The sequence below is a fragment of the Stutzerimonas sp. genome (assembly GCF_982611455.1).
Genome location: NZ_CEXBBO010000009.1, coordinates 114837 through 137690, shown reverse-complemented (window position 1 = coordinate 137690; position 22854 = coordinate 114837). Strand labels below are relative to the sequence as shown.

Here is a 22854-nt window from a genome sequence, read left to right as displayed (position 1 = left end):
TGGTTCCCCTATTGGTGAGCTGTGTTACAGCGTCGATTTTTTGATGACCTGCAGGCTCATTTGCTCGAGCAGGGCGTTCATATGCACGAATTTCGCGAACCGCTTGTCCTGGGTCTGACCATGAAAATAGCGGTAATAGATCTGTTGAACGATGGCGGCCAGGCGGAATAGGCCATAGGTGTAGTAGTAGTCGAAGTTATCAATGCGAATACCCGCACGCTCAGCGTAATAGTCAACGAAAGCCTGACGACTCAGCATTCCTGGTGCGTTGCTGGGCTGCTTGCGCATCAGCTGTACGGGTGCCGGATCGTGGGCTTCGATCCAGTACGCGAGCGTGTTGCCCAGATCCATCAGCGGATCGCCGATAGTGGTCATTTCCCAATCCAAAACGCCGATGATCTCCATCGGGTTGTTCGAATTGAGGATCACGTTGTCGAGGCGATAGTCGTTGTGGACAATGCCAGGCTTATGGTGATCGGCTGGCATCTTGTCCCGCAACCAAGCCTTGACCGGTTCCCAGTTCGGCGCGTCCGGGGTGATTGCGTGCTCGTAGCGATCGATCCAGCCGGTGATCTGACGCTGGACGTAACCTTCCGGCTTGCCTAGATCCCCCAGGCCGCAGGCCCGGTAGTCGACGTTGTGTAAGTCTACGAACTTGTCGACGAAGCTCTTGCACAGGGCGGTGGTCTGCTCCGCCGTGAGGCCCAGCTCTGGCGGCATATCCTCGCGCAAAATGACGCCTTTGACCCGTTCCATGACGTAGAACTCCGCGCCGATGAGCGTCTCATCGGTGCAGTATGCGTATGCCTTCGGGCAGTAGGGGAATCCGGCATTGAGCTGGTTGAGAATGCGGTATTCACGCGCCATGTCGTGTGCAGACTTCGCCTTCTGGCCAAATGGAGGGCGGCGCAGCACGAATTCCTGCTTCGGATATTCCAGCAGGTAGGTCAGGTTGGAAGCACCACCCGGAAACTGCGAAATGCTCGGCGTGCCTTCCAACCCCGAAATATGTTCTTTCAGATATTGGTCGATTACTTCCGTTGGCAGTTCTTCACCTTCACGGATGCGGCTGGTCTGATCTGTTAGCGCCATGTTTGTCTCTTCTCTTGTAATCGATGCTCGACGAGCCGGTTGTTGTCGCGCTTGTTCGCGGAATCCAACCGACCATCCGGCGTCCGTAATCTAATGCGCTGTACGACCATCACCAAGCAAAGAGGGTCGTTATTGGCCGGGGTGTTGCTGCCCAATCAAGGTGCTTGATGCTTGATTTTCATCAAATATGCGCATAAAAAAACCGAAGTCATCGGACTTCGGTTTTTTTTGGCATCTCAGCTCAGCTGGATTAGGCCGGGAACAGCTCGCTCAGCTTCAGAGCCAGCATCATGTCGCCTTCTGCGCGTAGTTTGCCCGCCATGAAGGCTTGCATGCCGTCGGTTTCGCCGCTGATCACGCCTTGCATGGTTTCGCTATCCATGATCAACGTGACGTTGGCATCGGCCGACTCACCCTTGTGGAAGTCACAAGTGCCGTCCTTGACGACCAGATAGTAGTTTTCCGCGTCGGTGATATTGAACTGAAACACCAGATCCAGGCCGGCCGCAGCGCTAGGGTTGAATTTGGCCTTCATGCCTTGGATGGTTTCGTCGACGTTGCTCATCGGATAGGTCCCTTTGGTTATCGTTGGAAAAACATGCAGCCTTAAGCCGCAGTTGGGCTGGAGCTCATCGATAGGTGACGAGCTCCGGATTTTTCAGCAATTCCAGATGCACATGGCTATTGAACGAGGCCAGTGCCACATCTCGGTCGCGAAACTTCAGCTGACTGAGCGAGGTGTTGACGATCTGCCAGTTCATTTCAAATGCCTTGATGGGTGGCACGCCGATAACCAATTGAAGCAGCGCCGTAATGGTCCCGCCAGAAGTGAACACAGCGATGCGATCCTTCTTGCCTGCCTGGTCAAGCAAACGATTCAAACCGGCCTGGACGCGGTCGACGAAGTGCTGCCAGCTTTCCAGGCCTTCTTTCTCATGTTCGCCGGAAACCCATCGGTGAATTACGTAACTGAACAGGCGCTGGAATTCGGCCCTATGGTTGGCGGCATTAGCGAATATCTGCATGGCGTTGGGTTCCACGGCCAGCAGATCGCGCATGTGGGCACGGATCACTTCATCGGCAAGGAATTCATTGAAAGCTGAATCGATTTCAACTGGGGGCTGCTGCCCTTGGCAAGAGCCTAGCCGCTCGAGGGTGGCCGTTGCCGTGTCTTGCTGTCGGTTCAGCTCTCCACTTATGCAACGGTCAAAGCGAATATCCAACTGGTTGAGGTAATCGCCCAGAGCGACTGATTGCTGAAAGCCGAGCGGTGACAGGACGTCGTAATTTTCCGCGCCGAACGACGCCTGGCCATGTCTGATCAGGTAGATACTGCCCATGCTCTGCTCCGGGACCCCTGTTTTTCGCGAGGGTAGGGGGATCGTCTTGGAGTGTCAACGATAAATCATACGTTTGTTTGAATTGCACTGCACTGGCTCCTATAGCCGTGTAGTCGGTATGCTTGACCGGTTCGCGCCATGTCGGTTTTGTGCTGGCGACTGTGGGTAATCCTAGGAGGATCTGTGGAATTTCTTGCTGGCTATGCAAGCTTTCTGGCGAAGACCGTAACGCTGGTACTGGCGATTCTGGTAGTGCTAATCGCCCTTGCCTCGTTGCGGCGCGGGCGGAATAAACAGGGGGGTGGACATCTCGAAGTCCATAAGCTCAACGATTTTTACAAGTCGATGCGCGAGCGCCTTGAACAGTCATTGATCGAAAAGGATCAACTCAAGCTTCAGCGCAAGCGTGAAGCCAAGGCTGCGAAGCTGGCGAAGAAAAATCCAGAAAGTCGTCCGCGCGTGTTCGTGCTCGATTTCGATGGCGATATCAAGGCTTCCGCGGTCGAGAACCTGCGCCACGAGATCACCGCCTTGCTGACCCTGGCGACACCCCAGGACGAAGTGGTTCTGCGCCTTGAGAGTGGCGGCGGCATGGTCCACGGCTACGGCCTGGCAGCCTCCCAGCTGGTGCGTATCCGCGATGCCGGGGTGCCGCTGACAGTGTGTGTCGACAAGGTCGCGGCAAGCGGTGGATACATGATGGCCTGTATCGGTCAGAAGATTCTCAGTGCACCGTTCGCGATACTCGGTTCCATCGGCGTCGTCGCGCAACTGCCTAATATCCATCGGTTGCTGAAGAAGCACGATGTCGACTTCGAGGTGCTGACCGCGGGCGAGTACAAGCGAACCCTGACGGTGTTTGGTGAAAACACCGAGAAGGGGCGGGAAAAATTCCAGGATGATCTGGAAACCACTCATGAGCTGTTCAAGAACTTCGTCGCGCGCTACCGCCAGCAACTATCTATCGACGATGTGGCGACCGGTGAGGTCTGGCTGGGTATCGCCGCGCTCGGTAAGCAACTCGTTGACGAACTGAAGACCAGCGACGAATACCTGGCTTCACGCGCACTTGAAGCGGACCTGTTCCAACTTCACTATGCGGAAAAGAAAAGTCTTCCTGAACGATTCGGCATGGCGGCCAGCGTGGCGATGGAGCGCGGCTTACTGAAAGGCTGGACGCGGCTGAACGAACAACGATTCTGGCAATAAGGAGCTACCGATGGCAATTTTCAAAGCATTGCAGGCCAGCGAAAACGCGGACGGTCGCTTCGAGACGCGCATTGTCGAGCGCAGTACCGAAGACCTGCCTGCAGGCGACGTGCTGATTCGTGTGAGCTACTCCTCGTTGAATTACAAGGATGCGCTCTCGGCCAGCGGCAACCGCGGCGTGACCCGGAATTTTCCACACACGCCAGGCATTGATGCCGCCGGTACCGTAGCCGAGTCCAGCGGCTCGGAGTTTGCCAAAGGTGATGAGGTCATCGTGACCGGCTATGACCTAGGAATGAACACGGCAGGTGGTTTTGGTCAATACATTCGTGTTCCTGCGGCCTGGGTGATCAAGCGTCCTTCCGGTCTGTCGTTGCGTGACGCCATGGCGCTCGGCACGGCTGGCCTTACCGCCGCGCTCTGCATCGACAAGCTGGAGCAGGCTGGCCTCGAGCCAGGTGAGGCGCCGGTACTGGTCACCGGAGCAACTGGCGGCGTCGGCAGCATTGCTGTCGCGCTGCTGGCCAGCCTTGGCTACAACGTGGCTGCGGTGACTGGCAAGGCCGACCAGGCGGAGTTTCTGAAAAGGCTGGGTGCCAAGCAGATCGTCGAGCGCAGTGCGCTGCAGGCTGGTGTGGAAAAACCGATTCTGAAGGAACAGTGGGCCGGTGCCGTGGATACCGTCGGTGGCGATATCCTGTTCAACGCGGTCAAGGCCCTTCAGCGCGGTGCGAGTGTCGCCTGTTGTGGGCTCACGGCTGGCACCGGATTCCAGGCTAATGTGTTGCCTTTCATCTTGCGTGGCGTGAACCTTCTGGGCGTCGACTCGGTAGAGATTCCGCTGGTTGTGAAAGCTTCCATGTGGGACAAGCTGTCGCTGCAATGGAAGCTGCCGAATCTGGGCGAATTAGTTCAGGAGATTTCGTTGCAGGATCTGCCTGGGGCTATCGATCGGATGCTCACCGGGCAGCAGGTCGGACGTATGCTGGTCCGTCTGGATTAGACAGCCGCACCGTTGGCGCTTCGCCAGCTATTGAAGTCATAGGCATAACCGATTTTCCTGCTGCGCTTGTTTGAGCGAATCTGCTGCCAATCAAAACGCAACAGCGGGAATCGGTTATGAAGGCACTGGCAGACAAGATCAGAGAAACGTTCGGAAAAAAGCAGGCCGTTAAGGTCGCTCCGCTCGAGCATCCAAACTTCTGGATGTATTACTGATCCGAAGCATCGGTGAGATAAAAAACCCGCCAAGACAGGCGGGTTTTTCGTTTTAACTTCACTGACCGCTTACATCGATCAGCTTTGCCGGCGGCGGAACAGTGGCAAAGGCTCGTCGGTTGCGGCTTGGTAGGTGACGGAGAAGTCTTTGAGACTTTCCAGCGCCTCGTAGGGGTCGCGGTCCGGGCGCACGGCAAAGGCATCGAAGCCGCAGCGACGCATATAGAACAGCTGATCGCGGAGCACATCGCCAATTGCGCGAATCTCACCCTTGTAGCCGTAACGTTCACGCAGCAGACGCGCGCTCGAGTAATGACGGCCATCTGTGAAAGCGGGAAAGTTGAGTGCGATGACCTGGAAGTGCTGCAAGTCATCGGCGATCTCTTCCACAGCTTCGTCGGCGTCCAGCCATATTCCCAACCCGCCGTCGCGGGCTTTTAGCGCGTGGGCATGATCGAGCCATAACTGAAAGGGCACGATCAAGTCGTCGCAATTGGACAGACCATCCAGCGTCGCGTCTTTGGGCAGCAGATGCCAGGTTTCGTCGATGACCTGGCCGTCCTTAATGATTCGCTGCATAGACGCGCTCCTTGAAGGGGTCGATGCCGATACGGCGGAAGGTGTCGAGAAACTGTTCATCTTCGGTACGTTGCTCCACGTAGACGCCAATGACCTTTTCGATCACGTCGGGCATTACGTCCTGGGCGAACGATGGGCCGAGGATCTGGCCGAGGCTTGCATTGCGGCCCGAGCTGCCACCGAGGGAAACCTGGTAGAACTCGGCGCCTTTCTTGTCCACGCCAAGGATGCCGATGTGCCCGACGTGATGGTGGCCACAGGCGTTCATGCAGCCGGAAATGTTCAGGTCGATATCACCGATGTCGAACAGGTAATCCATATCATCGAAGCGGCGCTGGATAGCTTCAGCGATCGGGATCGATTTGGCGTTGGCCAGCGAGCAGAAGTCGCCGCCAGGGCAGCAGATAATGTCTGTCAGTAGGCCGATGTTCGGTGTGGCGACGCCCAGCTCGCGAAGCTCGTGCCACAGCTCGAACAAACGCGACTGCTCGACGTCGGCGAGGATCATGTTCTGCTCGTGTGAGTTGCGCACCTCACCGAAGCTGTAGCGATCAGCCAGGTCGGCGATGGTGTCGAGCTGCTTGTCGGTGACATCGCCCGGGGCGACACCGGTGCTTTTCAGCGACAACGTGACGGCTGCGTAGCCCGGCTTCTTGTGAGCCACCACGTTGCGCTCACGCCAGCGGGCAAAGCCGGGATGTTCAGCGTCGAGCTTGGTGAGGGCGGTGGTCTGGTCTTCCAGCGGCTTATATGCCGGATCGACGAAGAACTTGCTGACGCGCTCGACTTCATCATCGGTGAGGGTGTTTGCGCCGTCTTTCAAATACGACCATTCGGCTTCGACGCGCTCGGCGAAAACTTCGGGTGTGAGCGCCTTGACCAGGATCTTGATGCGCGCCTTGAACTTGTTGTCGCGACGGCCGTAGCGGTTGTACACGCGCAGGATCGCGTCGAGATAGGTGAGCAGGTGCTGCCAAGGCAGGAATTCATTGATGAAGCTGCCGACGATTGGCGTACGACCCAAGCCACCACCAACGGAAACGCGGAAGCCCAGCTCGCCGGCTTCATTCTTCACCGCTTCAAGGCCGATGTCATGCACCTCGATGGCGGCGCGATCGCTGACGGCACCGTTCACGGCGATCTTGAACTTACGCGGCAAGAAGGCGAACTCGGGATGGAAGGTCGACCACTGGCGAATGATTTCGCACCACGGGCGCGGATCGATCAGCTCGTCCTTGGCAACGCCGGCAAACTGGTCCGTCGTTGTGTTACGGATGCAGTTACCGCTGGTCTGGATCGCGTGCATCTGCACGGTGGCCAGTTCGGCAAGAATATCCGGCACTTCTTCCAGCTCGGGCCAGTTTAGTTGCACGTTGGTCCGAGTGCTGATGTGGGCGTAGCCCTTGTCGTAATTGCGAGTGATCTCTGCCAGCTTGCGGACCTGGGTCGACGACAGTAGGCCATAGGGCACGGCAATACGCAGCATCGGCGCGTAGCGCTGGATATACAGGCCGTTCTGCAGGCGGAGGGGCAGCAGTTCTGCGTCGGTCAGTTCGCCTGCGAGATAGCGGCGAATCTGGTCGCGGAACTGGCGTACGCGATCCTCGATGATGTGTTGGTCGTACTGGTCGTAAACGTACATGAAGTGTCCTGTTTTTCAGGCTGTCTACAGCTTTTTGCGCGCACGGCCGCGCACCCGTTCAGGGAAGGGCGGAAAGATACCAGCTACTGGTTATGCGCAAAAGTGATGTTTGGGAATATGTTTAGAACGAATCACTGCATTTTAGGCATTTGAGCCCTTGCCCTTGAGCGTCTCGCCAGCGTGGTCTTAACTGCTAGCAACATGAGATGCCAATAATAAGGAGAACAGCCGTGTCCGAACATTCCAATCACCCCAGTAACGACAGCAGGGCGGATGCCACTGCCATATTCGTCCTGATTCTTCTGGCGGTTGCGACGGCGGTTTTCTGGGTAAGCCATCAATAAGGCAAAGATGTTGGGGCTGCATCACAGCCCCACGAGATACAGCACCAGCTTGACCACGCCTAGAATTACCAAGACGAAGACCACTGTGAAACCCAGGCCCAACAGGATGAAGTGGCTGGGCTTACCGTGACTGAAATCGCGCGCTCGGTTTTTCCCGCTCTGAACACCCAGCGCACCGGCCAGCACGCTTTGCAGCATCTGCCGCACGGTAAGGGATTTGCGCTCTTGCTCATCGCTCATAGGCACCTCTCAGGCATCGTCCGTCAGGAGTTTAGTCAGCATTCGGCGATGCAGGGTCGTGTCTGGTGAAACGCAAGCGGTGATCATGCCAATCGTAGAATGGCATCACCGTCCCTTGAACCAGTCCCACAGGCCGAGCGAATAGTTCGGCAGCAGATTGATGCCAAGTGCTGATTTCAGCAAATACAACACGACCAATCCCACAAGCACCGAAAAAAACAGGAACAGCGTGATCGCGCCTGCCTTGGCCGCCAGCGACAGGTTGCGCTGTGCCCGCGACAGGCTGCGCTTGTTGCGTCCGCCCACTAGTACGAAATAGTACTGGTTACTCCAGAGGCTAAAGGTGCCGCGGAGGTCGATTTTATGACGCGCCCATGAGCGCGTGGCCAAGGCGCTACGAAGTCCCTCCAGTTGCTGGGCGGTGAAACTTTCGCGCAGCTCTTCGGGAAGTCGTTGCTTCAAGCCGATGATGAACGGATCACGCTCCAGCGCTACGGTGCTGTCGGTGGCAGGGTAGCGGCTATGGCTGTCGTTGGAGTTTGGATCGGGTGTGAGCATAGCGTCAGGTTGCCGTCGATACAGTGGATAAGCAGTTGAGGCATGCAACTAACCGGCCGAAACGGCGCTCGCTCGGCCGATAGCGTCTAGCTCATGCTTCAATTGATCGAAGGTAGGCCGCTGCGAGGGAACGTCGAGCGTGCACTGTCGTTGCACTGCGGCGAGTCGCTGCAAATCTGGATCGCGATCGGTATCGTCGCAACGTTCCAATAGTTCTTCCAGTAGACAACCGAACGCCCGCGCCTCGATCCGCTGGAGTGCTTGGCCTTGGCGGCTTTGCGGGTCGAAGAAAGAGGCCGCACCAAAGTCGCTGAGCAGGGTGTTTTCGATCGGATCGACTAGCAGGTTATGGCCATAGAGGTCGCCATGAAGAATGCCGCGCTGGTGGAGATGGTCAACCGCGGAAGCCACGCTCGAGGCGATTCGCAGTACTTGCCTGGCGGAAAAACGTCGCTCGGACGCATAACAGTCACGCGTGCAACTGGCAAATGATGGCGATCCGGCAAGTGCCTGATAAGTCGGATCGATAAGCTCCATTAGCAAGCCGGGCAGGGCGTCGGCGCGCTCGTCCAGTGGGCCGGCGACACGAATCAGGTTGGCGTGCTCGCCTGCGGCGATGCATGCGGCCATCTCGCTGTGCGGCAGGCCATCACTGGTCAGGTTGCCCTTGAATAGCTTGACAGCCATGGTTCTGGAGGCTTGTCCGGGTGGCAGCCATTCGGCGTGGTGGATAACACCGGAAGCGCCCTGGCCGAGCACTTCACCCAGTTCGATTTGCTCGCGATCGACCGGTGGCAGCGGATGCTGCGCCAGCACCTCTGCTTCCATCGCGTCGCTGAATGGGTTGCCAGCAAAGGCCAGCCAGCTCAGGCGCGGCATCGTCAATAGCCATTCAGGCAGCGCGGGCAATCGGTTCGCGGCAACGCGCAGCAGCTCCAGCCGGATGCAGTTGGCGAGTGTTTCGGGCAGCGCCTGCAGCTGGTTTCCGGCGAGCATCAGCTTTTGCAGCCACGCACAGCGACCTATCTCGTCAGGTACGGCTTCGAGCTGGTTGTCGGTGAGGATCAACCAGCGCAGCTTCGGCGGCAGCGCTTCGGCCGGCAGCTGGCGGATACGATTGGCCTTGAAGCCAACCATTTCCAAGTTGGCGCAGCTGCCGATTGAGGCGGGCATGGCGGTGAAGGCGTTGTTCGAGCAGAACAGGATGCGCAGCTTGTGCAGTCGCGTCAGGTCGTCAGGCAGGCTGTTGAGCTGATTGCCCGAGAGGTTAAGTATCTCCAGGCTGTCAGCCAGATCGAAAATTTCGCTCGGGAACGTCTGGAGTTGTTCTGACAGATCGAGGCGAGTAACGCCCGCCAGTTCGCCGCGTTTCAGTTGTTCGAGTGTGTGCATGCTGTTCTCGTGCAGATCTAGAAAGACCTGCAACAGTGGGGTGCGTGCCGATGGAAACGTGTTTGCCGCCGCGGTCAGCGGATCAATGCGCTAAGACAGTGCCGGTTCATTGACGTTCAGTCGGACCGCTCTGGTATAGGTATTTCGCCTGACCGCCGTGATCGAACGATTCGCTCGGCGCGGGCGCGCAGTTGCCCGCAACCGCCATCGATGTCCTGGCCCGCAGAGTTGCGCACCTTGGTCAGCACGCCGTTCTGGTGCAGGTACCGCATGATTTGATGAATACGGTTGGCGTCCGGTCGCTGAAACTGATCATCGTCGAGGCTGTTGTAGGGGATGACGTTCATGATCGCGAACTTGCCTTTGAGCAAACGGATAATTCCGTCCATCTCGTCCTGGCTGTCATTGATACCTTTGAGCAACGTCCATTGGTACTGGATCGGATAATCCACCAGTCGCGCATAGGCTTCGCCCAGTTCGACCAGCTCGGCAGGATCGAACAGCGGCGCACGGGGCAGCAATTCACGCCGTAACGCGGCATCCGTACTGTGCAGGGACAACGCCAATGCCGGCTTCACCCGCTGCAGCGGCAATCGCTCGAAGACGCGTGGATCACCGACGGTAGAAAACACCAGGCTCTTGTGACCGATACCGCCGTCGGTGCCCAGCAGGTCGATGGCCTCGAGCACGTTGTCGAGGTTGTGCGCGGGTTCGCCCATGCCCATGAACACCACTTTCTTCACCGGGCGAAACCGTCGTGCGAGAGCGACCTGGGCGACGATCTCAGCGCTGCCAAGTTGACGCAATAGGCCGCTCTTGCCGGTCATGCAGAACACGCAGCCCACCGCGCAGCCGACCTGGCTCGACACGCAAAGCCCGTCGCGAGGCAAGAGGACGCTTTCGACCATCTGACCGTCCGCAAGCGCCACCAGCAAGCGTGCAGAACCATCGGAGCCGGGATGTTCGGAGCGCAGCCTGGCCAGTCCGGCGATGGTTGCGCTGACAGCCGGTAGACCGTTGCGTACGGACAAGGGTAGGAAATCTTCGGTTTTCTGATGCCGAGTTCCAATGTCCAGCGCGTGGCCTTTGAGCCAGGCACGCATCACCCGACCGATATGAACGGGCTTGGCGCCGATCTCGGCGAGCTGCTGGTGAATGTCTTGGATGCGCATAGGGCGCGCATTCTAGCCAAAGGCCAGAGTTCGGTCTGTAGCGACATGAGCGGAGTAGCGGTACCCGGAGCCATTCCGTCCGCAGGTCATTCATTGAAACGACGGCTACCCAGCGCAAGCCCGAGCAGCAAAAGCGCGAGTAGACCGAAGGCGAAGGTCAGCGAGCCGTAGTGAGCGATAACGCCGATCAATGCCGGGCCGGCAAGAACCCCGGCGAAGCCAATGGTGGTTGCGGCTGTGATCGCCTGGTGCACCGGCATGGCCTGTTGTCGACTTAGAGATGAGATCAATACCGGCGAGACGTTTGCGCAGCCGAGGCCGCATAGGCCATAACCGAGCAGGGCGAATGCCCAATGTTCGGTGAATATGCTCAGGCCGATACCGAGCGCTGCCAGCAAACCACCGAATCCGATTACCCGCGCCGTTCCAAGACTGTTCACTACCGGAGTGCCGGCAAAGCGACCGATGGTCACCATCAGTGCGAAGCTGGCGTAACCCAGCCCGCCCTTGGCCGTTTCCAGTGCCTTGTACTCGGTAAGGTAGAACGCGCTCCAGTCCAGAACCGCCCCTTCGGCCAGATAGACGACGAAGCACAGGCTACCTACCAGCAAAACCATGCCCGTAGGGCGAACGAAAGCAACGCCGCCAGCCGGCGCCTTGTTCCTAAGGAAGCCGGGGGCCACGGCGAAGTTCGCGAGGGCGATCACGGCAATCATCAGCAAAGTGCCGGTTGCTGGCGCGAGGCCCAGCATCAGGGCCCCGGTAAGGGCCAGCGCACCGCAGATCGAGCCCAAACTGAACATGCCGTGAAAGTTCGACATGTGCCGCTTGCCGGTGTCGCGCTCGATCAGCACACCCTGGATATTCAGCACTACATCGATGACTCCCAGACTGCCGCCAAAACAGAACAGCGCGAGGCCGAGGATCCAAATCGATTCGGTGAAGGCCATCCCGACCAGGGCTATTAGTAGAAGCACCACGCTGGACAGCACAACCGGGCGTATTCCGCGACGCGTCACTAGCAGCCCGGATAGCGGCATCCAGATAAGCGAGCCGACACCGATACACAGCAGCAGTGTGCCAAACAGCGCATCGCTCATCTCGATGCGCTCACGCACGTAAGGTACTAGCGGTGCCCACACTGACAGACCGAACCCGGCCATGAAAAAACCTACGCGTGTGGCGCGGCGGGCGATGGGCGATGTGGTATCAACGAAATGGCGCGCCGCAGGCATGTGCGGGTGTCCTTGATTGGGGAATTAACATGGGCGCCAAGGCGCGCTGCGAGATTATGCCGGGCGCATTGTGAAAGAAACGCGCAAAAGGTGCCGCCAGTTCAAAGTAACCTAATGTCCTGAAACGAAAGTCGACTCTTCAACTCTGCCGGCGTCTTTTGCCGCCAGACTGCATTGCCGCTCATCTCATAGCCCAGCTATCAGTCGTCGCGGCGCCTTGCGCGATTACAAACTCACTCGCCAGTTCTTGAACGGACTTCAGACTCAGGACACTAGCGTGCCGTGTAGCCACCGTCGATAAGGTGAACGCTGCCAGTGATAAAAGCGGCCCGGTCAGAAAGCAGGTATGTCACCAGATCGGCAACTTCCGCTCGCGTTGCGGTCCGTCCCAGCGGGTGGGCCATTGCCATCTTGTGCAGCAGATCTTCGCCGGCTTCGCGAATACGCGGTGTTTCGACATAACCAGGCGCAACAGCGCAAACGCGCACGCCTTGCGCCGCAGTTTCGAGTGCCACCGATTTCGTCAGGCCAATGATTCCGTGCTTGGCCGCGGTGTAGGCAGACAGCCCGGCAATCCCCACGACGCCATTGGCCGAAGACATATTGACGATAGCACCGCCGCCGCTGGCGACAATGGCCGGCACCTGATACTTGAGCCCATAGAAAACACCGCTCAGGTCGGTTTCTATGACGTCATGCCAGGTGTCGATATCCAGTTCCGACACAGATGTTTCATGCGGACCTGTAATACCCGCATTGTTCACGGCGAAGTGCACCCCGCCGAAACGTTCCCGCGCTGCCTTGACCATATCGCGCACGCTGGTGTGGTCGCGTACATCTGTCGCTATCGCCAGGGTTCGTTCACCGGTAGGGTCTAGCCGAGTCGCCACGTTACGTGCCGGCTCGAGATGCCGGTTAGCAAGAACGACGTTCGCACCGCCAGCAAAGAGCCGCTCGGCGATTGCTTCGCCGAGACCCGTGCCTGCGCCAGTAACGATGGCGGTTCGCTTACCGAATTCGCTCATGTTGCACATGCGTCTTTTCCTCTCATCGAAGATGAAACAGCGACGTTGCGGTCCAGCGCTGAGCCTAGCCCTTAGCTGCGCACGGAGCGAATCGTCCCCAAGTCGCTAGCGGCTCTATCGGCACATCTACTCTGGGGGTTGCTCATGTTAATGTTCGCCTTTGCCAGCCATGCTGCTCGGAGCGGTACATGAAGTTCATACACCAGCGCGAACACCTCAACGAAGATGACTTCGTGATCATCGAATGTTCGCAGCCCTGCAATATTCGTCTAATGAACGACAAGAATTTCCGCAGTTTCAAGAACGGTGGCCGTCACGCATATCACGGCGGTGCCTTCGACAAGTTTCCAGCGAAAATCAAAGTGCCCAACACCGGTTTCTGGAACATCACCATCGATACCGTGACGCGCAAGGCGATCAGCGTTACCCGCAAGCCAACCCTTACGCACTCGATAAAAATCGTTCGCAACTCGCCGTCCGAGCTGAGATAACCCGCATCACCCGGCTGTGCGACCCGCTTGCGCTGGGACTTTTCCTTGTCTGACCGAGGTCGCTCGTCGGGCCGCGCATTGTTCGCGGCATTGGCGCTTGCGTTCATGCCTGCAGCTATTTAGCTTTACGTGAAGATTCTTTTGCTGGAGCTAAAAATGCTGACGCCCGAGCCAGGCGACCACGTCGATAGCGTGCTCGCTCAGTGGCACAACCAGCTTCCCGAATGCGATGTATCGCCGATGGCGGTATTCACGCGTGTGTATCGTCTCTCCAAATACCTTAACCGCAGCGTGGCGACAGTGTTCCGCACGCATGGACTGCATGACGGCGAGTTCGATTTGCTCGCCACGCTCTACCGCAGCGGTCAGCCTCAAGGATTGACTCCGAACGCGCTACGCCACGCCGCGGTGCTCAGTTCGGGCGCGATGACCAATCGTCTCGACCGGCTCGAAGCGGCTGGGCTGATCCAGCGCGTAGCCAACCCCGAAGATCGTCGAAGCCTGCTGATTCGCTTGAGTGAAGAAGGGCAGGCGGTTTTGCTCAGGTGCCTCGACGAATACCTGGCGGCCCTGCACCAACTGCAAACCCCACTCGATGCGCAACAAAAACAGGCATTGGCGGGCGCATTGCGCACGCTCCTGCTGTCGCTTGAAGGAAAAGACGATGACTGAAGCGGAGCGTCGCACACGTGCGCACCTGGGCATGCTGCTTTGGGCACTGTTTGTAGGCCTGTCGTTCCCCGCGGTGGGCCTGATGAGTGAAGGTTTACCGCCTTTATTGCTTACCGCCATTCGCTTCAGCATTGCCGCGCTGGCGCTGCTTCCGCTGCTCTGGCGTCATGACGATCATTGGCCGAGTCTACCGGGGCTACTGCTGTATGCCTTTATGGGCCTGAGTCTGGCTGGCTTCTTCGGCACCATGTTCTGGGCTGCGCATCGTATCAGTGCGCTGTCGATGGCCACGCTGTTCGTCAGCGTACCGCTGTTGGCCTACTGCATCGGGCGGGGCTTGGGTGTAGAGCGACCAGCGGGAAGTCTCCTGGCGATACTGGCGCTGGGTGCCTTCGGTGCGCTGGGCCTGGCCGTCGCTGAGAGCAATGGAAATCTCGATGAGCTCAAGTTCGGCTTGGGAGAATTGGCGTTCTTCTTCGGCTGCATCGCCTCTGCGTTGTATCCGGTGCTGAGCAAGTGGGGCTTGCAACATGGTGTGCTGGCTCAGCAGGCCGGATTGCGAACCTTCTGGAGCCTACTCGCAGGCGCCGTTCTGATAGGCATGCTGGGGTTGATCTGGGAAGATCCGGCTGCACTGGCACGAATGAACCTGAGCGACATCGCGCTGGTGGCTTATCTCGGCGTGTTCTCCAGCGGCATGACGTTCTTTCTGCAGCAGCGGGCCACGGCGGTGCTGACGCCTGGCGCGGTAACCGCTTATAGCTATCTGGTGCCTTTCGTGTCGATGGTGTTGTTGTTCGTCGCCCAGCCGCAACGTATCGGCTGGCACTGGCTACCGGGCAGTCTGATGGTGATGCTTGCCATCGCTCTGTTACTGCGGCACGGCGCGAACCATGACTAAGCTGTTCTCAGATCATGCGATTAGCTATTCGGTGATCACAACCGCTCGAAAGGACCAGAAAAACCGCAGGGTGGGCATGGAATGACAACTCGGTATCGTTCCCAAGTCAACGGTAGTCGTGACGGCGCCTTCGCGGCAGGCCGAGTGAATTTCGAGCGAGATCAACCCTCGCTCAGGCTGAGAAAATAGCTGTAGAACTCGTTGTCCCTGACATACCCCAGCGACTCATAGAGATGTTGTGCGCCGGTATTGGTCTTGGCTGTCTCAAGCGATAGACCTATGGCGCCGGTCGCCATTGCATGCTCGCTGGCGCGGCTCATTAGTAGCCGCCCGATACCGCAGCCTCGGGCGCTTTCGGCCACGTAGAGGTCATTCAATATCCACGAGCGCTGCGCGGCGATGGACGAGAAGACCGGGTAAAGCTGAGTGAAGCCCAAATAGCTTCCTGCGGCGTCCCGCGCGTAGAAAACCACTGACTCGCCATTTCGGACGCGCTCGGTGAGAAAGTCGCTAGCCAATGCGAGGTTGGACGGTTGGCCATAGAACATCCGATAGGCATCGAATAAGTGGGCAATACCGCCTACATCGGCATGTTCGGCTCGCAGGATCTCAGGTTGCATGGTTTGCCTTCGCTCTGTAAGAAATGAATACCGCAACGTTAGCTGAACCGGATCGCACGAACCGCCGTTGCCGGCTCATACCGCGAGTAGCTCGTAAAGTGTCTTGCCCAACTCGGAGAATGCCGCGTTGCGGTCGTCGAACGAGGCGGCCGTCTCGGTCATGTAGATACTGGCGATCAAGGGTTTCCGTTGCGGCGGCCAAATGACGGCCACGTCGTTCATGGTGCCGTAATTGCCTCCACCGGTCTTATCGCCGATCCGCCAGCTGGCTGGCAGGCCGGCCCGCAGCTTGGCATCGCCTGTTTTGTTGGCAATCAGCCAATTACTCAATTGCTGTTGTGACGACGCGGAGAGGGCATCACCGAACAACAGCGCATCGATACAGTGCGCCATGGCGGCTGGTGTCGTGGTATCTCGCGGATCGTCGGGTGTCGCTTCGTTGAGCTCGGTTTCCCATCGGTCGAGCCGGGTCACGGTGTCACCGAGTGTCCGGGCAAATTCGGTAACCCCGGCGGGGCCATCGATGTGCTTGAGTATGAGATTGCCGGCCGTGTTGTCGCTGTGGGTCAGCGCGGCTTCACATAGCTGAGCGAGGGTCATCCCGTCGCCGTCAGCCTGGCTTTCCGTGATCGGTGAATAATCGACTACATCGGCTATCTCGAAGCGGACGATTTGATCGAGCCGTTCTTGCCCTGTATCCACCTTGGCCAGCAGTGCGCCAGTGGCGAGCAGCTTGAAGGTACTGCACATGGGGAAACGCTCATCTGCCCGATGCGCCCAATGCAGATCGCGCTGCGGGGTTCGGATTACCGCACCAATGCGCGCGCCGAGCCGGGCTTCGATCTCGACCAGCTTGCGAATAAAGGCGTCCTGAGAAGATTCGCTTGCATCAGCCAGAGGGCTCGTCGCAAGAACACTATTGGCGGCCAGGCTCGCTGCGGCGCTAAGGAAAACTCGTCTGGTTAGGCTCAATGGCTGTTTCCCCGCGTCAGGCTGCATATCGGAGCGCATCGCTGCCGGTTCAAGCATTTACCTGCTAGGTGTCATTCGCAGCGATGCGATATGACTCGTCAGGTAATCAACCGAGGGTTTAGCAGACTTCAAACGCCAGCAGGTGCATCTTGTGCTTATTCCGCTTCGTCGCTGACGCCGAGGGCGCCCAGACATTGCAGGCGATGTTTACCGCCGTCCAGCAGCCAAACATCCGCCTCGGCGAGGTATTGCGCTTCCATTACCTGGTTGTAGCTGAAGCGCCAGGTTCGGCGGTCCCGACCGTCGATGCATTCGATGGTTACGAGGAACTCTTCGCTGGCGAAGGGCCGGTCAGCCTCGGCAGCTGCGTCGGCCTGATTCAGCACGGTCTCGCTGAGCGAAAACTGCCAGGCGTGCAGGCCGTCGACTTCCAACATGTCAGCTATTTCCAACTGATCGAGTAGGCAGGGCGTTTCGGTCGACATAGGATTTCCGGTAGAAGGCTGAGCGGCGGGCATGCCCGCCAGGTCTGTCAGTTGTCATATCCCAGATTAGGCATCAGCCAGCGCTCGGTCACGGCCATCTCTTGATCCTTGCGCTTGCTGTAACTCTCAGCCTGATCCTTGTCGATCTTGCCGACCGCGAAATATTGCGCCTGCGGATGGGCGAAATACCAGCCGCTAACGGCAGCGGTTGGGAACATGGCGTAATGCTCGGTCAGGGTGACTTGGCTGACGCCATCGGTATCGAGCAGCTGGAACAAGGTGCCTTTTTCCGTGTGGTCGGGGCAGGCCGGATAGCCGGGGGCAGGGCGGATGCCTTTGTATTGCTCCTTGATAAGCTCTTCGTTGCTGAGCTGTTCCTCTGGATCGTAGCCCCACCATTGCTTGCGCACCTGCTGGTGCAGCCATTCGGCGCAGGCTTCGGCGAGGCGATCGGCAAGCGCTTTCACCATGATCGAGTTGTAGTCGTCACCAGCGTCCTGGTAGGCCTTGGCGACCTCTTCAGCGCCAATGCCGGCGGTGGTGATGAAGCCGCCCACATAATCAGTCACGCCGCTGTCTTTCGGTGCAACGAAATCCGCCAGTGAGAAGTTCGGTTTGCCGTCGGTCTTCACCGTCTGCTGACGCAAGTGATGCAGAGTGGCCAGGGCTTCGCCGTTGTCGCCATAGACCTGGATGTCGTCTTCGTCGACTTGATTGGCCGGCCAGAAGCCGAAGACGGCGCGCGCCTTGATCAGTTTTTCATCGATTAGTTTGTTGAGTATTACCTGGGCATCGCCGAACAGAGATGTGGCGGCTTCGCCGACGATCTCGTCCTCGAGAATGCGTGGGTACTTGCCCGCCAGATCCCAGGAAATGAAGAACGGCGTCCAGTCTATGTAGTCGACCAATGTGCGTAGGTCGATGTCTTCCAGCACCTTGCGGCCAGTGAAGCTGGGTTTGACGGGCGAGTATTCGCTCCAGTCGAACTTGGGCTTCACTGCGATGGCCTGCTCGTAGCTGAGGCGTTCGGTACGGGCGCTGCGGTTGGCGGTGCGCTCGCGGATCATCGCGTATTCTTCGCGAGTCTTCTGGGCGAAGGCCGGCTTCAGTTCCTTCGACAGTAATGTGGTGGCGACACCCACCGCGCGCGAGGCGTCGGTGACGTACACCACCGCGTCGTTCTTGTAATGCGGATCTATCTTCACCGCCGTGTGCGCTTTGGATGTGGTGGCGCCGCCGATCATAAGAGGCAAGTGGAAGTTCTGGCGCTGCATCTCGCGGGCGACATGGACCATCTCGTCGAGCGACGGCGTGATCAGGCCGGACAGACCAATGATGTCGCACTTCTCGGCGATGGCCGTCTGCAGGATTTTCTCGGCCGGGACCATCACACCCATGTCGACCACGTCATAGCCGTTGCAACCGAGCACCACGCCGACGATGTTCTTGCCGATGTCGTGTACGTCGCCCTTGACCGTGGCCATGAGGATCTTGCCTTTGGCTTCGGGCTTGTCGCCTTTCTCGGCTTCGATGAAGGGGATCAGGTGCGCGACCGCCTGTTTCATCACGCGGGCGGACTTGACCACCTGCGGCAGAAACATCTTGCCCGAGCCGAACAGGTCGCCGACCACGTTCATGCCCGCCATCAGTGGGCCTTCGATGACCTCGATGGGACGGGCGCATTGCAGGCGGAATTCTTCGGTGTCCTGGACGATATGCGTGGTGATGCCCTTCACCAGCGCGTGCTTGAGTCGCTCGACCACATCCCAGCTGCGCCATTCTTCGGTTTCCGCTTCCTTGACGCTGCCGTCCCCCTTGAACTCATCGGCGATTGCGAGCAGCGCTTCGGTGCCGTTGGGCGTGCGGTTGAGCACCACATCTTCGACCGCATCGCGTAGCTTCTTCGGAATCTCGTCGTAGATCTCCAGCTGGCCGGCATTGACGATGCCCATGGTCAGGCCGTTCTGGATGGCGTAGTAGAGGAAGACCGAGTGGATCGCCTCGCGCACCGGGTTGTTGCCGCGGAACGAGAACGACACATTGGAAACCCCGCCTGAAGTCAGCGCGTAGGGAAGGTTGTCGCGGATATACGCGCAGGCTTCGATGAAGTCCACGGCATAGTTGTTGTGCTCTTCGATCCCCGTGGCGATGGCAAAGATGTTCGGGTCGAAGATGATGTCTTCCGGCGGGAAGCCGACTTCGTCGACCAGGATGTCGTAGCTGCGCTTACAGATCTCGCGCTTGCGCTCGGCGGTATCGGCCTGGCCGGCTTCGTCGAAGGCCATCACCACGACTGCTGCGCCGTAGCGCTTGCACAGCCGGGCGTGCTGCTTGAACTGCTCGACGCCTTCCTTCATCGAGATCGAGTTGACGATGCCCTTGCCCTGGATGCACTTGAGACCCGCTTCGATCACTTCCCACTTCGAGGAGTCGATCATGATCGGCACGCGGGAGATGTCGGGCTCGCCGGCGATCAGATTGAGAAAGGTCACCATGGCCTTCTTCGAATCCAGCATGCCCTCGTCCATGTTGATGTCGATCACCTGGGCGCCGGCTTCCACCTGCTGCAGAGCGACTTCAAGAGCTTCGGTGTAGTTGTCCTCGCGGATCAACCGGGCGAACCGGGCGGAACCGGTGATGTTGGTGCGTTCGCCGACGTTGACGAATAGGGAATTGCGATCGATGGTGAAGGGCTCGAGACCCGACAGGCGGCAAGCCTTGGAAATATCGGGAAGCGCTCGTGGTGCGTATTTGGCGACTGCCTTGGCAATCGCCTCGATGTGCGCCGGCGTCGTGCCGCAGCAACCGCCTACGATATTGAGGAAGCCCGCCGCTGCGAACTCTTCCACCACCGCGGCCATTTCTGCCGGGCTTTCGTCGTACTCACCGAAGGCGTTTGGCAGGCCGGCATTGGGGTGCGCCGATACATTGGTTTCAGCCTTGTTCGACAGCTCTTCCAGGTAGGGCCGCAGCTCCTTGGCGCCGAGGGCGCAGTTCAAGCCGACTGAGATAGGCTTGGCGTGGCGCACAGAGTTCCAGAACGCCTCGGTGGTCTGGCCGGACAGCGTGCGACCAGAGGCGTCGGTGATAGTCCCGGAGATCATGATTGGTAGTTCGAAACCGATTTCTTCGAACACTTCCTGCACGGCGAAGATGGCGGCTTTCGCGTTCAGCGTGTCAAAGATGGTCTCGATCAAAATCATATCCGCGCCACCTTCGATCAGGCCGCGGGTGGCTTCGGTGTAGTTCTCCACCAGTTCATCGAAAGTGACGTTGCGATAGCCTGGGTTGTTCACGTCCGGTGAAAGCGAGCAGGTGCGGCTGGTCGGGCCTAGTACGCCAGCGACGAAACGCGGGCGATCAGGCGTTTCGGCCGTCTTGGCGTCGGCGGCCTGCCGGGCGAGGCGGGCGCCTTCGACGTTCAATTCATAGACCAACTCTTCCATGCCGTAATCGGCCTGCGAAACGCGGGTGGCGTTGAAAGTGTTGGTTTCGACGATATCGGCGCCGGCGTCGAAGTAGGCTTTTTCGATGGCGCTGATAGCGTCTGGGCGGGTGAGGATCAGCAGGTCGTTGTTGCCTTTGAGATCCTGCGGCCAGTCGGCGAAGCGCTCGCCACGGTAGTCGGACTCATCCAGTTTATAGCTCTGGATCATGGTCCCCATGCCGCCGTCGAGAATCAGGATGCGCTTCTTGAGCGCCTGCTGGAGTGCCTGGAGACGGGCGTTGCGGTCGAGCATGGGGACTACCTGAAAGCTGGTTTGCGAGGTCGCGAATGATAGCAAAGCTGCATGCTTTTTGATCGCCACCCGGCTTTACATGAAGGGCGCTCATGTTCGCGGCGATGTGTCGCATGAACAATCCTGTATTCCCTACTAAAACACTAGGACTTTATCCGGCGCAATGGTTGGCGTACACTGCCTCCTATGTCTGAAAGGAGTTCCCATGAGCGCCATTATCATTACCGAAGCTGCACACGATTACTTGGCCGATCTGCTTGAGAAGCAGAACACCAAGGGCATCGGCATCCGGGTCTTCATCACTCAGCCCGGCACACCCTATGCGGAAACCTGCATTGCCTACTGCAAACCCGGTGAAGAAAAGCCGGACGACATTGCTATCGCGCTAAAGGACTTTACCGCTTGGATCGATGGCGTCAGCGAGCCCTTTCTGGAAGACGCGCTGGTCGATTACGCCACTGACCGCATGGGCGGCCAGCTGACCATCAAGGCACCGAATGCCAAGGTGCCGATGGTTAACGAAGACAGCCCGTTGAATGAGCGCATCAATTATTACCTTCAGACTGAAATCAACCCTGGGCTAGCCAGTCATGGTGGTCAGGTCACGCTGATCGACGTGGTCGAGGAGGGCGTGGCGGTGTTGCAGTTCGGTGGCGGTTGTCAGGGCTGTGGACAAGCCGACGTGACGCTCAAAGAAGGAATAGAAAAGACGCTTTTAGAGCGTATCCCGGAGCTCAAAGGTGTGCGTGACGTGACGGACCATACCAATCGGGACAACGCCTACTACTAAAGCTGCAAAGGCCGCAACGGCCCAAGCTGCGGGCGCTTCAGATAAATTTTTGGCAAAAGGCCACTATTTGTTCGGCGTCACCACCACAGCGCTTGCTCGCTGGGATAAGCTGTCCGGGTTCCGGGGACCTGGATAACTGAGCGAGCGCTGCATGTCTGCCGTTTCCCTGTTGATTTGCGATGATTCGAGCCTGGCGCGCAAGCAAGTGCTGCGTGCGCTTCCGGCTGCCTGGCCGCTGAATATTCACCAGGCGGCTAGCGGCCGCGAGGCGCTCGAGCGTATTCGTAAAGGCGGCATCGACGTGTTGCTGCTCGATCTCACGATGCCTGATATGGACGGCTATCAGGTCCTCGCGGTGATTCGTGATGACCATCTCGATTGCAAGGTCATCGTCATATCGGCAGATATCCAGGAAGAGGCCGTACGACGCGTGTTGGAGCTGGGCGCGCTGGCATTCATCCGCAAGCCCGCCGATCCCGTGCATCTGCGACAAACGTTGGCGGGCCTCGGGCTGATGGGCAGCGAGTTATCGATGCTCGGCGAGCGGGAGGCAGGGCCAATCGTCTTTCGCGATGCCTTTAGCGAGGTGGTGAACGTCGCGATGGGACGTGCGGCGGCGTTGCTCGCCAAGGTTCTCGGGGTCTTCGTGCAGCTGCCCGTGCCTAACGTGAATATTCTTGAAGCCAGTGAGCTGCATATGGCGCTCGCCGATGCGGCCCAGGGCGACAAGCTCACCGCGGTTTGCCAGGGCTATATCGGCGGCGGCATTTCCGGCGAGGCACTGCTCATCTTCCACGATTCGGAAGTGGCCGATATGGCGCGTCTGATGCACGCCGATGATTATCGCGAGCTGGAAATGCTGCTCGATCTGTCGAGTCTGTTGATCAGTGCATGCTTGAGCGGGATCGCCGAGCAGATCGATGTGATGTTTTCCCTGGGGCATCCGCAGGTGCTGGGGCAGCATGCCTCGATCATCGAGCTCATCCGTCTCAACCGGCAACGTTGGCAAAGCACCCTTGCGGTGGAAATCAGCTACAGCTTGGAAGGCCACGATATCCATTTCGATCTATTGTTGCTGTTCACCGAGGATTCGGTTGAACTGCTGTCTCGCAAACTTGCCCACATGATGAACTGAGC

General features: G+C 58.5%; 22 protein-coding genes. 7 read left to right on the top strand and 15 right to left on the bottom strand.

The window, feature by feature from the left end; genetic code table 11:
• Positions 1-24 precede the first annotated feature (24 nt).
• The 3 genes from AC2LD7_RS08135 to AC2LD7_RS08125 all read right to left on the bottom strand — a co-directional run bounded on the left by AC2LD7_RS08135 (position 25) and on the right by AC2LD7_RS08125 (position 2432).
• Entirely contained in the window at positions 25-1092 is a 1068-nt protein-coding gene (locus AC2LD7_RS08135; RefSeq protein ID WP_484597254.1) for a phosphotransferase family protein, read from the bottom strand.
• A 250-nt stretch (positions 1093-1342) separates the two neighbouring features.
• Complete coding sequence (locus AC2LD7_RS08130; RefSeq protein WP_045427587.1) at positions 1343-1657, bottom strand: SCP2 sterol-binding domain-containing protein; 315 nt, start codon at positions 1655-1657, stop codon at positions 1343-1345.
• A 64-nt stretch (positions 1658-1721) separates the two neighbouring features.
• Entirely contained in the window at positions 1722-2432 is a 711-nt protein-coding gene (locus AC2LD7_RS08125) for a histidine phosphatase family protein (RefSeq protein WP_484597253.1), read from the bottom strand.
• A gap of 183 nt (positions 2433-2615) precedes the next feature.
• Between AC2LD7_RS08125 and sohB the strand changes: the two genes are divergently transcribed.
• Both sohB and AC2LD7_RS08115 read left to right on the top strand, forming a co-directional pair.
• A complete protein-coding gene (gene sohB, locus AC2LD7_RS08120; protein ID WP_484597252.1) occupies positions 2616-3641 on the top strand; it encodes a protease SohB in 1026 nt (341 codons plus the stop codon).
• Between the two features lie 10 nt (positions 3642-3651).
• On the top strand, positions 3652-4644 hold the full coding sequence (locus AC2LD7_RS08115) for a YhdH/YhfP family quinone oxidoreductase (protein WP_484597251.1): 993 nt from the start codon (positions 3652-3654) through the stop codon (positions 4642-4644).
• A gap of 293 nt (positions 4645-4937) precedes the next feature.
• On the opposite strand, the gene AC2LD7_RS08110 is transcribed toward AC2LD7_RS08115, so the two are convergent.
• From AC2LD7_RS08110 to AC2LD7_RS08075, 8 genes are all read right to left on the bottom strand, one after another.
• Entirely contained in the window at positions 4938-5438 is a 501-nt protein-coding gene (locus tag AC2LD7_RS08110) for a DUF934 domain-containing protein (protein ID WP_484597250.1), read from the bottom strand.
• Positions 5422-7080, bottom strand: a complete 1659-nt coding sequence (locus AC2LD7_RS08105) for a nitrite/sulfite reductase (protein ID WP_484597249.1) — start codon at positions 7078-7080, stop codon at positions 5422-5424. Before AC2LD7_RS08105 ends, AC2LD7_RS08110 begins: the two co-directional genes overlap by 17 nt.
• A gap of 365 nt (positions 7081-7445) precedes the next feature.
• A complete protein-coding gene (locus AC2LD7_RS08100) occupies positions 7446-7664 on the bottom strand; it encodes a DUF2970 domain-containing protein (protein ID WP_484597248.1) in 219 nt (72 codons plus the stop codon).
• A gap of 105 nt (positions 7665-7769) precedes the next feature.
• The gene (locus tag AC2LD7_RS08095; RefSeq protein WP_484597247.1) at positions 7770-8222 is read right to left on the bottom strand and encodes a 3-phosphoshikimate 1-carboxyvinyltransferase; all 453 of its coding nucleotides are present in this window, start codon (positions 8220-8222) and stop codon (positions 7770-7772) included.
• A 48-nt stretch (positions 8223-8270) separates the two neighbouring features.
• Positions 8271-9614, bottom strand: a complete 1344-nt coding sequence (locus tag AC2LD7_RS08090) for a protein kinase (RefSeq protein WP_484597246.1) — start codon at positions 9612-9614, stop codon at positions 8271-8273.
• A 116-nt stretch (positions 9615-9730) separates the two neighbouring features.
• On the bottom strand, positions 9731-10786 hold the full coding sequence (locus tag AC2LD7_RS08085; RefSeq protein WP_484597245.1) for an RNA methyltransferase: 1056 nt from the start codon (positions 10784-10786) through the stop codon (positions 9731-9733).
• 86 nt (positions 10787-10872) lie between these two features.
• Entirely contained in the window at positions 10873-12021 is a 1149-nt protein-coding gene (locus AC2LD7_RS08080) for an MFS transporter (protein WP_484597244.1), read from the bottom strand.
• Between the two features lie 272 nt (positions 12022-12293).
• Positions 12294-13055 carry an SDR family NAD(P)-dependent oxidoreductase gene (locus tag AC2LD7_RS08075; RefSeq protein WP_484597243.1) on the bottom strand — a complete coding sequence of 254 codons (762 nt, stop codon included), beginning with the start codon at positions 13053-13055 and terminating at the stop codon, positions 12294-12296.
• A gap of 179 nt (positions 13056-13234) precedes the next feature.
• On the opposite strand from AC2LD7_RS08075, the gene AC2LD7_RS08070 reads away from it, so the two are divergent.
• The 3 genes from AC2LD7_RS08070 (at position 13235) to AC2LD7_RS08060 (ending at position 15110) form a co-directional block, all read left to right on the top strand.
• Entirely contained in the window at positions 13235-13537 is a 303-nt protein-coding gene (locus tag AC2LD7_RS08070; protein WP_484597242.1) for a DUF1883 domain-containing protein, read from the top strand.
• A 156-nt stretch (positions 13538-13693) separates the two neighbouring features.
• Complete coding sequence (locus AC2LD7_RS08065; protein ID WP_484597241.1) at positions 13694-14209, top strand: MarR family winged helix-turn-helix transcriptional regulator; 516 nt, start codon at positions 13694-13696, stop codon at positions 14207-14209.
• Positions 14202-15110, top strand: a complete 909-nt coding sequence (locus AC2LD7_RS08060) for a DMT family transporter (RefSeq protein ID WP_484597240.1) — start codon at positions 14202-14204, stop codon at positions 15108-15110. Before AC2LD7_RS08065 ends, AC2LD7_RS08060 begins: the two co-directional genes overlap by 8 nt.
• A 161-nt stretch (positions 15111-15271) precedes the next feature.
• On the opposite strand, the gene AC2LD7_RS08055 is transcribed toward AC2LD7_RS08060, so the two are convergent.
• The 4 genes from AC2LD7_RS08055 to metH all read right to left on the bottom strand — a co-directional run bounded on the left by AC2LD7_RS08055 (position 15272) and on the right by metH (position 20927).
• Positions 15272-15730, bottom strand: a complete 459-nt coding sequence (locus tag AC2LD7_RS08055) for a GNAT family N-acetyltransferase (RefSeq protein ID WP_484597239.1) — start codon at positions 15728-15730, stop codon at positions 15272-15274.
• Positions 15731-15805: 75 nt separating this feature from the next.
• A complete protein-coding gene (gene bla, locus AC2LD7_RS08050; RefSeq protein WP_484597238.1) occupies positions 15806-16702 on the bottom strand; it encodes a class A beta-lactamase in 897 nt (298 codons plus the stop codon).
• A gap of 155 nt (positions 16703-16857) precedes the next feature.
• Positions 16858-17187, bottom strand: a complete 330-nt coding sequence (locus tag AC2LD7_RS08045) for a DUF5629 family protein (protein ID WP_484597237.1) — start codon at positions 17185-17187, stop codon at positions 16858-16860.
• A 47-nt stretch (positions 17188-17234) separates the two neighbouring features.
• Positions 17235-20927 carry a methionine synthase gene (metH, locus tag AC2LD7_RS08040; RefSeq protein ID WP_484597236.1) on the bottom strand — a complete coding sequence of 1231 codons (3693 nt, stop codon included), beginning with the start codon at positions 20925-20927 and terminating at the stop codon, positions 17235-17237.
• A 205-nt stretch (positions 20928-21132) separates the two neighbouring features.
• On the opposite strand from metH, the gene nfuA reads away from it, so the two are divergent.
• Both nfuA and AC2LD7_RS08030 read left to right on the top strand, forming a co-directional pair.
• On the top strand, positions 21133-21717 hold the full coding sequence (gene nfuA, locus AC2LD7_RS08035) for a Fe-S biogenesis protein NfuA (RefSeq protein WP_484597235.1): 585 nt from the start codon (positions 21133-21135) through the stop codon (positions 21715-21717).
• Positions 21718-21868: 151 nt separating this feature from the next.
• Positions 21869-22852: a response regulator gene (locus AC2LD7_RS08030; protein ID WP_484597234.1), complete on the top strand. Its 984-nt coding sequence runs from the start codon at positions 21869-21871 to the stop codon at positions 22850-22852.
• Positions 22853-22854: the final 2 nt, after the last annotated feature.

Bases quoted from the DNA above. Each gene is read 5' to 3' on its own strand.
- AC2LD7_RS08080 (WP_484597244.1), bottom strand. From the start codon at position 12,021: ATGCCTGCGGCGCGCCATTTCGTTGATACCACATCGCCCATCGCCCGC.
- AC2LD7_RS08055 (WP_484597239.1), bottom strand. From the start codon at position 15,730: ATGCAACCTGAGATCCTGCGAGCCGAACATGCCGATGTAGGCGGTATT.
- AC2LD7_RS08125 (WP_484597253.1), bottom strand. From the start codon at position 2,432: ATGGGCAGTATCTACCTGATCAGACATGGCCAGGCGTCGTTCGGCGCG.
- AC2LD7_RS08095 (WP_484597247.1), bottom strand. From the start codon at position 8,222: ATGCTCACACCCGATCCAAACTCCAACGACAGCCATAGCCGCTACCCT.
- AC2LD7_RS08110 (WP_484597250.1), bottom strand. From the start codon at position 5,438: ATGCAGCGAATCATTAAGGACGGCCAGGTCATCGACGAAACCTGGCAT.
- nfuA (WP_484597235.1), top strand. From the start codon at position 21,133: ATGAGCGCCATTATCATTACCGAAGCTGCACACGATTACTTGGCCGAT.
- AC2LD7_RS08060 (WP_484597240.1), top strand. From the start codon at position 14,202: ATGACTGAAGCGGAGCGTCGCACACGTGCGCACCTGGGCATGCTGCTT.
- AC2LD7_RS08115 (WP_484597251.1), top strand. From the start codon at position 3,652: ATGGCAATTTTCAAAGCATTGCAGGCCAGCGAAAACGCGGACGGTCGC.
- AC2LD7_RS08130 (WP_045427587.1), bottom strand. From the start codon at position 1,657: ATGAGCAACGTCGACGAAACCATCCAAGGCATGAAGGCCAAATTCAAC.
- AC2LD7_RS08065 (WP_484597241.1), top strand. From the start codon at position 13,694: ATGCTGACGCCCGAGCCAGGCGACCACGTCGATAGCGTGCTCGCTCAG.
- AC2LD7_RS08030 (WP_484597234.1), top strand. From the start codon at position 21,869: ATGTCTGCCGTTTCCCTGTTGATTTGCGATGATTCGAGCCTGGCGCGC.
- AC2LD7_RS08090 (WP_484597246.1), bottom strand. From the start codon at position 9,614: ATGCACACACTCGAACAACTGAAACGCGGCGAACTGGCGGGCGTTACT.
- AC2LD7_RS08075 (WP_484597243.1), bottom strand. From the start codon at position 13,055: ATGTGCAACATGAGCGAATTCGGTAAGCGAACCGCCATCGTTACTGGC.
- AC2LD7_RS08100 (WP_484597248.1), bottom strand. From the start codon at position 7,664: ATGAGCGATGAGCAAGAGCGCAAATCCCTTACCGTGCGGCAGATGCTG.
- AC2LD7_RS08070 (WP_484597242.1), top strand. From the start codon at position 13,235: ATGAAGTTCATACACCAGCGCGAACACCTCAACGAAGATGACTTCGTG.
- metH (WP_484597236.1), bottom strand. From the start codon at position 20,927: ATGCTCGACCGCAACGCCCGTCTCCAGGCACTCCAGCAGGCGCTCAAG.
- AC2LD7_RS08085 (WP_484597245.1), bottom strand. From the start codon at position 10,786: ATGCGCATCCAAGACATTCACCAGCAGCTCGCCGAGATCGGCGCCAAG.
- AC2LD7_RS08105 (WP_484597249.1), bottom strand. From the start codon at position 7,080: ATGTACGTTTACGACCAGTACGACCAACACATCATCGAGGATCGCGTA.
- AC2LD7_RS08135 (WP_484597254.1), bottom strand. From the start codon at position 1,092: ATGGCGCTAACAGATCAGACCAGCCGCATCCGTGAAGGTGAAGAACTG.
- AC2LD7_RS08045 (WP_484597237.1), bottom strand. From the start codon at position 17,187: ATGTCGACCGAAACGCCCTGCCTACTCGATCAGTTGGAAATAGCTGAC.